11 protein-coding genes are annotated in these 12,431 nt (G+C 54.4%); 10 read left to right on the top strand and 1 reads right to left on the bottom strand.

Annotated elements, in window-relative coordinates:
* The first annotated feature begins 2 nt into the window (after positions 1-2).
* Both queF and LVJ78_RS01920 read left to right on the top strand, forming a co-directional pair.
* Positions 3-476: a preQ(1) synthase gene (gene queF, locus LVJ78_RS01925; protein ID WP_132954179.1), complete on the top strand. Its 474-nt coding sequence runs from the start codon at positions 3-5 to the stop codon at positions 474-476.
* Positions 477-548: 72 nt separating this feature from the next.
* Entirely contained in the window at positions 549-1,238 is a 690-nt protein-coding gene (locus LVJ78_RS01920) for a 7-cyano-7-deazaguanine/7-aminomethyl-7-deazaguanine transporter (protein ID WP_132954180.1), read from the top strand.
* Between the two features lie 64 nt (positions 1,239-1,302).
* Here the strand turns inward: LVJ78_RS01920 and LVJ78_RS01915 are convergent, their stop codons facing one another.
* A complete protein-coding gene (locus tag LVJ78_RS01915) occupies positions 1,303-2,256 on the bottom strand; it encodes an AEC family transporter (RefSeq protein ID WP_132954181.1) in 954 nt (317 codons plus the stop codon).
* 129 nt (positions 2,257-2,385) lie between these two features.
* Between LVJ78_RS01915 and LVJ78_RS01910 the strand changes: the two genes are divergently transcribed.
* The 8 genes from LVJ78_RS01910 to LVJ78_RS01875 all read left to right on the top strand — a co-directional run bounded on the left by LVJ78_RS01910 (position 2,386) and on the right by LVJ78_RS01875 (position 12,416).
* Positions 2,386-4,014: a DNA recombination protein RmuC gene (locus LVJ78_RS01910; RefSeq protein ID WP_132954210.1), complete on the top strand. Its 1,629-nt coding sequence runs from the start codon at positions 2,386-2,388 to the stop codon at positions 4,012-4,014.
* A gap of 368 nt (positions 4,015-4,382) precedes the next feature.
* Complete coding sequence (locus tag LVJ78_RS01905; RefSeq protein WP_132954182.1) at positions 4,383-5,225, top strand: class II glutamine amidotransferase; 843 nt, start codon at positions 4,383-4,385, stop codon at positions 5,223-5,225.
* 189 nt (positions 5,226-5,414) lie between these two features.
* Entirely contained in the window at positions 5,415-5,879 is a 465-nt protein-coding gene (nrdR, locus tag LVJ78_RS01900) for a transcriptional regulator NrdR (RefSeq protein WP_132954211.1), read from the top strand.
* A gap of 73 nt (positions 5,880-5,952) precedes the next feature.
* Positions 5,953-6,534, top strand: a complete 582-nt coding sequence (locus LVJ78_RS01895) for a cytochrome C (RefSeq protein WP_132954183.1) — start codon at positions 5,953-5,955, stop codon at positions 6,532-6,534.
* A 365-nt stretch (positions 6,535-6,899) separates the two neighbouring features.
* Positions 6,900-8,003, top strand: a complete 1,104-nt coding sequence (ribD, locus tag LVJ78_RS01890; protein WP_132954184.1) for a bifunctional diaminohydroxyphosphoribosylaminopyrimidine deaminase/5-amino-6-(5-phosphoribosylamino)uracil reductase RibD — start codon at positions 6,900-6,902, stop codon at positions 8,001-8,003.
* 321 nt (positions 8,004-8,324) lie between these two features.
* Entirely contained in the window at positions 8,325-9,632 is a 1,308-nt protein-coding gene (locus LVJ78_RS01885) for a nucleotide sugar dehydrogenase (protein ID WP_132954185.1), read from the top strand.
* Between the two features lie 165 nt (positions 9,633-9,797).
* Positions 9,798-11,216: a lipopolysaccharide biosynthesis protein gene (locus tag LVJ78_RS01880; protein ID WP_132954186.1), complete on the top strand. Its 1,419-nt coding sequence runs from the start codon at positions 9,798-9,800 to the stop codon at positions 11,214-11,216.
* Positions 11,217-11,252: 36 nt separating this feature from the next.
* The gene (locus LVJ78_RS01875; RefSeq protein ID WP_132954187.1) at positions 11,253-12,416 is read left to right on the top strand and encodes a glycosyltransferase; all 1,164 of its coding nucleotides are present in this window, start codon (positions 11,253-11,255) and stop codon (positions 12,414-12,416) included.
* Positions 12,417-12,431: the final 15 nt, after the last annotated feature.

The following is a 12,431-nucleotide window of genomic DNA, read 5'->3' as shown; positions in this document are numbered from 1 at the left end:
TTATGTCCCGCAACACCGAAGAGCTGGGCGGCTTGTCGCTTTTGGGCAATCAGCACACCGAATACCGTGCCGATTATGCCCCCGAAGTGCTCGAAGCCTTTCCCAACAAACACCCGGGCAACGATTATTTTGTGAAATTCGTCTGCCCCGAATTCACCAGCCTGTGCCCGATGACCGGCCAGCCCGATTTCGCCACTATTTATATCCGCTACATTCCCGATATTCAAATGGTGGAGAGCAAATCGCTCAAGCTTTATCTGTTCAGCTTCCGCAACCACGGCGATTTTCATGAAGACTGTGTCAACATTATCATGAAAGATCTGATCGCGCTGATGCAGCCCAAATACATCGAAGTATTCGGCGAATTCACCCCGCGCGGCGGCATCGCCATTCATCCGTTTGCCAACTGGGGCCGCCCGGACACGCGCTTTGCCGCGCTGGCTGAAGAGCGCCTGTTTGCCCACGATATGCAATAATTTTGCTTGATAATGTTTCAGACGGCCTGCCAACAGGCCGTCTGAAAGCCTTGCCTTTTTTAAAAGATGATTATGTACACATTCACCCCCGCGCAACAGCGCAAAGCCTTAGTGTGGCTGAGTTTTTTCCATATTCTCGTGATTGCCGCCAGCAATTATCTGGTGCAGTTTCCATTTGAATTATTCGGCTTTCACACCACTTGGGGCGCGTTTACCTTTCCCTTTATCTTTCTCACCACCGATTTGACCGTGCGCATTTTCGGCCGCCAGCTGGCGCGGCGCATTATTTTTTGGGTGATGCTGCCGGCGCTCGCGCTCTCTTATGCCGTGTCGGTGTGGTTCAGCCAAGGCAGCTGGACCGGCTGGGCGGCCATCGCCGGCTTCAACAGCTTTGTCGGCCGCATCGCGCTGGCGAGCTTCGCCGCCTATGCCGTGGGGCAATTGCTGGATATTTTCGTGTTCGACAAATTGCGCCGGCTCAAAGCCTGGTGGGTGGCGCCCGCCGCTTCCACCAGCTTCGGCAATGCAGTGGACACACTGGTTTTCTTCAGCATCGCTTTTTACGCCAGCAGCGACGCCTTTATGGCCGCCCACTGGCCCGAAATCGCCTGGGTGGATTTTCTGTTTAAAATCGCCATTTGCGGCCTGTTTTTCCTGCCCGCTTACGGCGTGATTTTGAAATACCTCACCCGCAAGCTCACCGTATTGCAGCAAAATCAAGCGCATGATGCACCTGCGCCCAAGCTGTCGACCGAATCATAATATGCAATATGCACAAAGGCCGTCTGAAACGTTTCAGACGGCCTTTGCAATAAATGGCTGTTGCCTACATCAAACCCAAGCTGCGCAACACCACAATCCCCGCTGCCGCCGAAAACATCGCCCCAAACGTGGTGATGCCGGTGATGTTGGCCGCCGCCACATCATTGCCGCCCATAGCTCTGGCCATCACATAGCTGGCCGCCGCCACCGGCGTGGCGCTCATCAGATAAAGCACGCCCATAGGCACGCCGCTCAAACCAAACGCCAGCCCCGTGGCCACCGCCACCAGCGGCGCCACCAGCAGGCGGCCGATGCTCGCCTGCAAAGAAATATCCGACATTTTCAACATCGAGCGCATATCAAATGTGGCACCGGCGCAAATCAGCGCCAAAGGCAGCGAAATATTGCCCACATAATTTGCCGTTTGCAGCAAAGGCTTGGGCACGCCGATGTGCAAAGCCTGCATCCCCAGCGCCAGCACAATCGCCACAATCAGCGGGTTGGTGACGATTTTCCAGCCCACCAGCCGCAACTTCTGCCATGCCGAGCCACCCGAGCGGCTCAGCGTAATCACCGCCAACACATTAAACAAAATCGTGATCACGCCGGTATACACCGCGCCGGCGGCCAAGCCCTCGCTGCCATAAGCATTGAGCACAAAAGCCAAGCCCATAATGCCCAAATTGCTGCGAAACACGCCCTGCACAAACACGCCCTTATCCCGCGCAGCCGGCACAAAGCGCCAGGCATAAAGCTCCGCCCCGAAAAACAGCACCAGCGTGGCCGCCGCTCCGGCCAGCAGCAACAATATCTGCTCACCATAATGAATTTCGCTGCCAAACAAATTAACAAACAGCAAACACGGCAAGCCATAATTAAACACAAGCTTCGAAGCCTGCATACAAAAATGCGCATCCACCTGGCCGCTGCGCCGCAAAGCCACGCCGAATAGCAACAGTAAAATGCTCGGCACCGTTACCGACACCGCAAACCACACCGCATCCCAAAAACCCGTCATCACGCATCCATTTAGATATTATCTATTCACCGGCTTATGATACCGCAAACAGGCCGTCTGAAACATGATATAGTTTACATCGTTTTACCCATTCCACATCCGCCGTTTCAGACGGCCATTCTTTATCCCATGACCGACACCCACATCCAAATCCTGCTCGCCGCCTTGGCCGCCGCCTTTTTCAGCATATTGATTACCTGGCTCGTGCTGAAAAACAAATACCAAGCCGCCATGCAGGCCGCGCGCGCGCAGCATCAAAGCGAGCAGGCCGCCCTGCAAAACGCCCTCACCGAGCGCACCCAGCAGCACCAATTTGCCGAGCGCGAGCAAGCCGAAGCCGAAGCCGCGCTGCAAGCCTTGCAACAGCAATATCAAGCCGACCAAAACGCGCTTGCCGCCGCCGAAGCCGACAACCGCCGCCTGAGCGCCCTGCCAAACGAGCTGGCCGAAAGCCGCCGCCACGGCCAAGAAGTGCAAACACAAGCGCAAGAATTGCACAGCCGCCTCGCCGCCGCCCGCCAACACATCGAGCATCTGCAAAGCCGCGAGCAAGAATTAGGCCGTCTGAAAGCCGATTTTGCCACCCTGCAGCAAACCCATGCCGATTTGCAGGTGCGCAACGAGCGCCTCTCCACCCAAATCGAGCAAGAGCGCCTGGCGGCCGAAGAAAAGCTCGCCCTTTTGGCCGAAGCGCGCCAAAGCCTCTCCGATCAGTTTCAAAACCTCGCCAACAATATTCTCGACGAAAAAAGCAAAAAATTCAGCGAGCACAACCAAGAAAGCATCACCCGCCTGCTCAACCCACTCAACGAGCGCATGGGCCAATTCAGCCAGCTGGTGCAAACCACTTACGAAAAAGAAGCCAAAGAGCGGCTCACCCTCGAAAACGAGCTCAAACGCCTGCAAAGCCTCAACAGCCAGCTGCACACCGACGCCAAAGCGCTCACCCAAGCCCTCACCGGCACGCAAAACAAAAGCCAGGGCAACTGGGGCGAAATGATTCTGGAAACCGTGCTCGAAAATTCCGGCCTCGCCAAAGGGCGCGAATACATCGTGCAAGCCGGCGGCACGCGCACCGAAGAAGACGGCAGCACCCGCCGCCTCCAGCCCGACGTGCTCATCAACCTGCCCGACCACAAACAAATCATCATCGACAGCAAAGTGTCGCTCACCGCCTATGTGCGCTACACCCAATCGCAAAACAGCAGCGAAGCCGAGCGCGAGCTTGCCGCCCATGTGGCCAGCATCCGCGCCCACATCAAAGGCCTCTCGCTCAAGCAATACAGCGACATCGAAGGCATCAACACGCTCGATTTCGTGTTTATGTTTATTCCCGTCGAGCCCGCCTATTTATTGGCGCTGCAACACGACCACCAACTCTTCCAGGAATGCTTCGACAAACGCATCATGCTGGTAGGCCCCAGCACGCTTCTGGCCACCTTGCGCACCGTGGCCAACATCTGGCGCAACGAGCAGCAAAACCAAAACGCACTGGCCATTGCCGAAGAAGGCGGCCGGCTTTACGACAAATTCGTCGGCTTCGTTACCACGCTGGAGGGCGTGGGCAAAAACATCGAGCAGGCGCAAAACGGCTACCAAGCCGCCTACAAACAGCTCTACGATGGCCGCGGCAACCTCGTTACCCGCGCCGAAAAGCTGCGCAAGCTCGGCGTGAAAGCCACCAAACAAATCGAACGCCAGCTGGCCGAACAGGCGCAAACCCCCGCGCTGGGCGAACCATCCGATGCCGCCGAATAAATAAAGAGCTGCGTAAGTAATAAGCCACAGGCCGTCTGAAACCTTTCAGACGGCCTGTGGCTTATGCAAAACCCAATATCTGTCGCACCCGCGCAGGCGGGTGCCCAGTGCAACGCAGCGCTTTGTTTGCCTTGTGCATTTCTGAAAATAATTAATTACATATAAAATCAAATGCTTGATTGTTTTCGCTTGATAATACTCGCCTGCCCGACAACTGAAGCTTCGCGTCAGGCCGGGCTCCTGCCTGCGCAAGAGCAACAGAAAGGCGTTTAGTAAAGGTTTCGGCCTGTGGCTTATTGCGCCTTTATCTCAGCCCTCATGTTAAAATATCCATTTTGCAGCAAACGTTTACATTTTAAGGATATGCCATGTGCCAGCTTTTGGGCATGAATTGCAACACCCCCACCGACATCGTGTTTTCATTTGAAGGCTTCCGCCTGCGCGGCGGCCTCACCGACCACCATGCCGACGGCTTCGGCATCGGCTTTTTCGAAGGCCGCGGCGTGCGCCTGTTTCACGACGACAAGCCCAGCGCCCATTCGCCGGTGGCCGATTTGGTGCGCGCCTATCAAATCAAATCGGAAAACGTCATCGCCCACATCCGCAAAGCCACGCAAGGGCAAACCTCGCTGGCCAACACCCACCCTTTTATGCGCGAATTGTGGGGCGAATATTGGCTGTTTGCCCACAACGGCCATCTGAAACACTTTTCCCCCGCCCCCGGCGATTATTATTGCCCCGTGGGCAACACCGATTCCGAACGCGCTTTTTGCCATATTTTGGAACAATTGCGCCAACGCTTCCGCCACAAGCCCGACAACGACACCTTATTCGCCGCCGTGGCCGCGCTCACCGCCGAAATCCGCAGCCACGGCCTGTTTAATTTTATGATGTCCAACGGCGATTTTCTGTTTGCCCACGCCAGCACGCTTTTGTATTACATCGTGCGCAAAGCGCCTTTCGGCCAAGCGAAGCTGCTTGACGACGATGTAGCCATCGACTTTGCCGCCGTCACCACGCCCAACGACAAAGTGGCGGTGATTGCCACTCTACCGCTCACGGTCAACGAAACCTGGCAGCAGCTGGCGGTAAACGAATTGGTGATGTTTGAAGGCGGCGACATCGTGCGCCGCGATGTACCGGCGCATCCCGTGTATATGAGTGCCGAAGAAGGGCTGGACATTGCGCGCGCCGCCGGCGTGTCGGTGTGATACAAGCCCAAAACAAATCGGCCGCGCCGCCCCGCCTTGCCGCCTAGTTACCTTGCTTTTTAGGTTTGGCATAATTGGCGCACAGGCCGTCTGAAAGGTTTCAGACGGCCTGTGCGCACACCGCATGCGCTGCACAATCCACCCGATTACGCTACAATAAACCATCACCTCCTTATCGGCAGCCACACCATGAAATGCCCGTTTTGCAACAACCTCAACACCCAGGTCACCGACTCGCGGCTGCTGGAAGAAACCAACAGCATCCGGCGGCGGCGCCGTTGCCAGCATTGCGATCAGCGTTTCAGCACTTTCGAAACTGTGGAAATGCGCATGCCGCAAATCATCAAAAGCACCGGCGCGCGGGTGGCCTTCAACCCCCACAAGCTGCGCACCAGCCTGGAGCGCGCCCTGCACAAGCGCCCGATAGATGCCGAGCGCATCGACGACACCGTGGCCTTGATCGAGCAGCGCCTCTACCGCCTCGGCCAAAAAGAAGTGCCCTCGCAGCTGGTGGGCGAAATGGCCATGGACGCGCTCGCCGAAATCGATCAAGTGGCTTATGTGCGCTTTGCTTCCGTGTATAAAAGCTTTTGCGACGTATCCGAATTCACCCAAGCCATCGCCACCTTGCCCAAAGGCGCAAAAAAACGCTAAGCCCCGCGCCCGCAGCACATTTATTTTGCTATACTCTGCGCTTGCGTTTCCATTTTACTCACGGACATTTCTGATGAAATCACCCTTATCATCCGCCCTGCTCGCCACCCTGATTATCGGCCTGAGCGCCTGCGGCCAAAAAGCCGAAACCTCCGTTGCCCCTGAAAGCGCCGCCTCCGGTGCAGCCGCTTCCGCCCCCGCCGCCAACGCCGTGCAAACCCTCGAAAGCAGCGACAGCAAAATCCGCATCACCATTCCCGGCGGCCATTTTGAAAACATCATCGAACAAGCCGACGAGCGCCCCGAGGGCATCGCCCAAAGCGAGCTCACTTTGCTTGAGCGCGACAGCGCCAGCGGCATCACCGTTTATGCCGCCAATCTGGGCGCGGCCAAAAGCGATGCCAAAACCTATTTCGCCAACCTGAAAAGCGCACTCAACAGCGCCGAAGGCTTGGCCGATGTGCAAGTGGGCGCTGCCACCGACAACCGCATGAACTACCGCTTCAGCCAAGCCGATGGCGCAGGCGGCACTTTGCTGGAAAACTGCATCGCCATTTATGACAACGCCAATCTTTATAATGTGTGCGCCAACAGCAGCAGCGCGCCGCAAACCGCATTGGCCGCCGCGCTCAAAGAAGTCAACCTGATTAAGTAATACCCATTCGAAAAAAATAATATACAAACAGGCAGCCTGTAGGTCGGATTCTCGAATCCGACACTTGTTCGCAGAACAAGGCACGCACATCGCTTTGGCCGTTGACCAAACGTCGGATTCAAGAATCCGACCTACGCGGATGATGCTGCCGAACTGCTTTTATTTTGTAAGGTTATTTTTTAGAATCGATATAAGGCCTTCTGCGCTGCAAGTGTCGGATTCCCGAATCCGACATTGGCTTAAAAAACAAAATGGCGGCCTTGTTTCAGCCTTAGCGGCCAAATATCGGATTCAATAATCCGATTGACACATCAGGCCGTCTGAAAGCTTTGAATCGCCCCGCGCGCCCTCACCACAGGCAGATTATGTTCAGCGAACTTGATATCAGCATGATGCAAAACGCCCTCGCCCTCGCTTGGCAAGGGCGTTTTTCCACTTCGCCCAATCCGCGCGTGGGCTGCGTGATTGCGCGCGGCAGCCAAATTGTGGGGCAAGGCTTTCACCTTCAGGCCGGCGGCCCGCACGCCGAAGTGCACGCGCTGCGTCAAGCCGGCGCGCTGGCCGCAGGCGCCACTGCTTATGTCACGCTGGAGCCCTGCAGCCACTACGGCCGCACGCCGCCTTGCGCCAAAGGCTTGATTGAAGCCGGCGTGACGCGCGTGGTGGCCGCCATGGCCGACCCCAACCCACTGGTGGCCGGCAAAGGGCTGGCAATGTTGCGCGAAGCCGGCATAGATGTTTCAGACGGCCTGCTGCAAACAGAAGCGCGCGCGCTCAACCGCGGCTTTTTATCCCGCATCGAGCGCGCACGCCCGTTTGTGCGCCTGAAATGCGCCGCCGGCCTCGATGGCAAAACCGCGCTTGCCAACGGCCAAAGCCAATGGATTACCGGCGCAGAAGCGCGCGCCGATGTGCAGATTTTGCGTGCCGAGAGCTGCGCCATTCTCACCGGCATCGGCACCGTGTTGGCCGACAACCCGCAATTGAATGTGCGCGATTTCCCCACCCTGCGCCAGCCAGCCCGCGTGGTGCTCGACAGCCGCCTGCAAACGCCGCTCGAGAGCAAGCTCGTGCAAGATGGCGGCAGCCCCACCGTGATTGCCACCTTGGTGGAAGACGAAAACCGCTTAGCGCCTTACCGCCGCCATGAGCATATCCGCATCATCAGGCCGTCTGAAACGCAAGGGCGCATTGATTTACACGATTTGCTCGTGCAGCTGGCCGCTTTGGGCTTCGGCGAAGTGATGGTGGAAGCCGGCGCCACTTTGGCCGGCGCGTTTCTGCAAGAAAATTTAGCCGATGAAATCGTGTTATACCAAGCGCCGAAAATCCTCGGCAGCCAAGCGCGCGGCCTGTTTGTGCTGCCGGAAAATCCGCTCGTGCTCAGCCGCACGGCCGCTTGGCAAACCACCACCCTCACCCGCATCGGCGATGACATCAAATGGGTGCTGCACCCGCGCCAAGCCTGATGAAACGGCTGCTTGCGGCAAAGCGGTTAAACGCAACCCTTTCATTATTTATTAAAAAATAATACCTGCCTTTGTTAAAAACAGTTCTCAACTACCGCACAGTCATAAATTGACTACGGTAAGTATCATCAGTTTGCGGTTTCCCATGCTGCTGATTATGATGCGTTTCATCTTTATTCTATTCGGGTATCATCCGCGGTATTTTGTTTCAGACGGCCTTTGTGTTGAAACCAAATCCGACATTGCTTGTCTTTAACTGAGTTATCTTTCCCTTATTTACGTTTTTTCTTTTCTTTATCCCATCCTTTTTAGAGAGCTGTCATGAAAAATACAACCATCCAAAAATTCGCCGACAAAAGCGCCAAAATCGGCATTGTCGGCTTGGGCTATGTCGGCCTGCCCCTGATGCTGCGCTATGTCGATATCGGCTATCAGGTTTTGGGTTTTGACATCGATGAAGAAAAAGTGGCCAAGCTCAACCAAGGCCAAAGCTATATCGAACACATTCCCGCCGAAAAAATCGCCGAAGCCAGCAAAAACCTGTTTGAAGCCACCACCGATTTTTCACGAATCGGCGAAGTGGAAGCCGTGATTTTGTGCGTGCCCACGCCGCTCAACAAATACCGCGAGCCGGACATGAGCTTTGTGATCAACACCACCGATGCCGTAAAACCTTATCTGCGCGCAGGCCAGGTGTTGTCGCTGGAGAGCACCACTTACCCCGGCACCACCGAAGAAGAATTGCTGCCGCGTGTAGAAGAAAACGGCCTCAAAGTAGGCGAAAACGTATTTCTGGTTTACTCGCCCGAGCGTGAAGACCCGGGCAACCCCAATTTCGAAACCCGCACCATTCCGAAAGTGATCGGCGGCCACACCCCCGCCTGCTTGGAAGTGGGCATTGCGCTTTATCAGCCGGCCATCGATCAAGTGGTGCCGGTGAGCTCCACCAAAGCGGCCGAATTGACCAAGCTTTTGGAAAACATCCACCGCGCCGTCAACATCGGTTTGGTGAACGAAATGAAAATCGTCGCCGATAAAATGGACATCGACATCCATGAAGTGATCAGCGCCGCGGCCACCAAGCCTTTCGGCTTTGTAGCCTATTACCCCGGCCCGGGCTTGGGCGGCCACTGCATCCCGATCGACCCTTTCTACCTCACCTGGAAAGCGCGCGAATACGGCGTAAACACTCGCTTTATCGAATTGGCCGGCGAAGTGAATTCGCATATGCCCGATTATGTCATCAGCAAAGTCGGGCTGGCGCTGAATGATCACAACCGTGCCATTAAAGGCAGCAAAATTCTGGTGCTGGGCATCGCTTACAAGAAAAATGTAGACGACATGCGCGAAAGCCCTTCTGTGGAAGTGATGGATCGCCTGCATGCGCTGGGCGCCGATATCTCCTATGCAGATCCGCATGTGCCGGTGTTCCCCAAAATCGCAGGCCACCATTATTTCGATCTTGCTAGCGAGCCGCTGACTGCTGAAAATATTGAAAAATTTGATTGTTTGGTGCTAACCACCGATCATGACAAATTTGATTACGCCCTGCTGGAAAAACACGCCAAGCTGATTATCGACACCCGTGGCCGTTTCCCCGGCAAAAGCGCCAAAGTTATCAAAGCATAAACAAAAGCCCTTGCCATATGCCGGGCTGTGCACTGGCATATGGCATTTTTATGCTGTATCTGCACAGAGCTTGCAGATGATTTTCAGACGGCCTGCCATGTAAAACTCAAGGCCGTCTGAAAAACTCCATACCTCTCAAATCCATATCCACCCTCGGATTGCCGCATGAATACTCAAAAATTAATCGGCTATGCTTTGGGCCCGCTCGGCAGCGCAGCGGCCAGCGCCATCGCTTTGCCCTTAATTTCTTGGTATTTCAGCGCCGAGGATATCGGCCGTATCGTGTTGCTGCAAACCGTTGCCGGCATGGTTTTACTGGTGATGGGCTTGGGATTGGATCAGGCTTACATTCGCGAATATCATGCCGCAGAAAACAAACCGGCTTTATTTAAAAATATCTTCATCTTGCCCTTGGCCTTGATAATTGCTGCATGTGTTGCATTATTTTTCAAGCTCGAATTGCCTGCGCAATGGATATTGAATCTTTCTGCGCCCTCGCTCGGGCTGCTTTGCATTATTTTTATTTTTACTACTTTCATTACCCGCTACCTTTCCGCCATTTTACGGATGCAGGAGCGTGCCTATGCTTTCTCGCTCAGCCAGCTCATTCCTAAAATTTTAATTTTGCTGCTGATATTGCTTTACATTTTCTTTAACCTGCCAAAAACCACTTTCAACCTGATTTTGGCCTACGCTTTGGCGCAAGTGTTGACAGTAGCCGTTTTGGCTTTACAAACCCGCAGTGAAGTTTGCCAAGCCATGCGCTCATCCATGAGCCTGCCGCTGATGCGTGAAACACTCCGCTACGGCCTGCCGCTGGCATTGGGCGGCCTCGCTTATTGGGGATTATCTTCAATCGACCGTTTCTTACTGAAACAATTGGCCGACTTGAGTGAGCTGGGTGTTTATTCAATGGCGGTCAGCTTTGGCGCTATAGCACTGATTTTTCAAAGTATTTTCTCCACCATTTGGGCGCCGATGGTGTTTAAATGGGTTAAAGAGGGTGTCAATCTGGATAAAATCAGCGGCATTGTCGATGTGATGCTGGCTTTATGCGTGGCGATTTTGTGCCTTGTCGGCCTTTTTTCTCCCTTGGTTCCCTTGCTGCTGCCTGAAAAATATGCGCCGGTGCAGTTTATTTTATTATCGAGCATTTTGTTTCCTCTGCTCTACACGCTCACTGAAGTTACCGGCATCGGCATCAATGTGAGCAAACGCACTTGGTTGATTACCGTTTTTTCTCTGTTGGCGCTTTTGTGCAATTTGGGTTTGCTTTATTTCTTGATTCCCAAGCTGGGCGCGCGTGGTGCGGCGATGTCTACTGCTGTTTCATTTTGGCTGTTTTTTGTGATGAAAACCGAAGCATCTCTGCGATTGTGGCAACCGCTGCCGCGCCTGAAAGTATACGGCACCACTTTTGCATGCCTAGCCGTTTGCCTGGCCTACACTTACGCAGGCAATCGCGATAATTATTTTGCCTTTGCTGCTGTTTGGCTGATTACCCTTATTTGGCTTTGCTTACAGCACAAGCAAGTGCTGCACCGTGTGTTCACAACCCTCTCAGGCCGTCTGAAACAAAGATAAAACGCTTGATTAATCTTTATAAATGAGCCAACAACCATGCATGTATTGATTCTACCCTCTTGGTATCCCGAAACCCCTGACGATGTTGACGGCATTTTTTTCCGCCAGCAAGCACAAGCCTTGCAGCGCGCCGGCCTCACCGTAGGCGTGATCGCACCACAATTTCGCTCTATGCGCGGCCGGCCGGACACACTTTTTTCCTCCCAATACGGTTTTCGCCAATATGTAGAGCAGGATGTGCCGACGTTTGCCTACCAAACCATGTATTTCTTTCCCCGCATGCGCATCGACCGCGATCGCTGGGTGCGTGCCGGCAAAAAGCTGTTTGCCCGCTATGTCGCCCAACACGGCAAACCGGATATTCTGCACGCCCATTGCATGAATCATGCCGGCATTCTCGCTCATGCCATTCATCAGGAAACCGGCATTCCTTATGTGATTACCGAACACAGCTCCACTTATGCACGCAAACTCATCCACGATTGGCAATGGCCGGCCATGCAGCCTGCTGCAGAAAAAGCGGCGGCCCGCCTTGCGGTGAGCAAAGAATTTTGCTCCTTGCTGCAAAACGAATATAAAGGTTTGAGCTGGGCATACTTGCCCAATATTCTCTCAGCCAAATTCGAAGCACCCGTTGATTTGTCTGCCAAGCCCCAAAACGAACATTTTACTTTTTGCTCCGTTGCCCACCTGCAGCACAAAAAGGGGTTTGATATTTTATTACCGGCCTTTGCCGAAGCCTTGAAAACCCGCCCCGGCCTGAAGCTTAAAATCGGCGGCACCGGCCCCGAAGAAGCCGGTTTGCGCCAATTGGCTGCCAATTTAAATTTGGGCGATTCGGTGGCATTTTTAGGTGGGCTGAAAAATGAAGAAGTGTTGCGATTGATGTATGAGAGTGACGCTTTTGTGCTGGCCAGCCGTATTGAAACCTTCGGCGTGGTGTTTATTGAGGCATTGGCACAAGGCTTGCCGGTTTTGGCCACCCGTTGCGGCGGCCCTGAAAGCATTGTTACCGAAAGCAACGGTCTGTTGGTGCCGTCTGAAAACCAGCAAGCACTAACGGAAGGCTTGCTTAAGCTGCATGACAACCATCGCCAATACATACCAGAGCAGCTAAGGCAGGCATGCCTGGCTGAATTTGGCGAACATAGTGTGGTGGCACAGCTTATGGCAACCTACCGTGCCGCCACTTCTGATTAGATTGCGCTTGACAGG

This window comes from Uruburuella suis (assembly GCF_022870845.1).
Classification (GTDB): domain Bacteria; phylum Pseudomonadota; class Gammaproteobacteria; order Burkholderiales; family Neisseriaceae; genus Neisseria; species Neisseria suis.
This window is presented reverse-complemented; position numbering and strand designations above follow the sequence as displayed.

Coding starts and splice junctions, on each gene's coding strand:
- LVJ78_RS01920 (WP_132954180.1), top strand. CDS start 549: ATGTACACATTCACCCCCGCGCAACAGCGCAAAGCCTTAGTGTGGCTG.
- LVJ78_RS01885 (WP_132954185.1), top strand. CDS start 8,325: ATGAAAAATACAACCATCCAAAAATTCGCCGACAAAAGCGCCAAAATC.
- LVJ78_RS01875 (WP_132954187.1), top strand. CDS start 11,253: ATGCATGTATTGATTCTACCCTCTTGGTATCCCGAAACCCCTGACGAT.
- LVJ78_RS01915 (WP_132954181.1), bottom strand. CDS start 2,256: ATGACGGGTTTTTGGGATGCGGTGTGGTTTGCGGTGTCGGTAACGGTG.
- LVJ78_RS01880 (WP_132954186.1), top strand. CDS start 9,798: ATGAATACTCAAAAATTAATCGGCTATGCTTTGGGCCCGCTCGGCAGC.
- nrdR (WP_132954211.1), top strand. CDS start 5,415: ATGAAATGCCCGTTTTGCAACAACCTCAACACCCAGGTCACCGACTCG.
- LVJ78_RS01910 (WP_132954210.1), top strand. CDS start 2,386: ATGACCGACACCCACATCCAAATCCTGCTCGCCGCCTTGGCCGCCGCC.
- queF (WP_132954179.1), top strand. CDS start 3: ATGTCCCGCAACACCGAAGAGCTGGGCGGCTTGTCGCTTTTGGGCAAT.
- ribD (WP_132954184.1), top strand. CDS start 6,900: ATGTTCAGCGAACTTGATATCAGCATGATGCAAAACGCCCTCGCCCTC.
- LVJ78_RS01905 (WP_132954182.1), top strand. CDS start 4,383: ATGTGCCAGCTTTTGGGCATGAATTGCAACACCCCCACCGACATCGTG.
- LVJ78_RS01895 (WP_132954183.1), top strand. CDS start 5,953: ATGAAATCACCCTTATCATCCGCCCTGCTCGCCACCCTGATTATCGGC.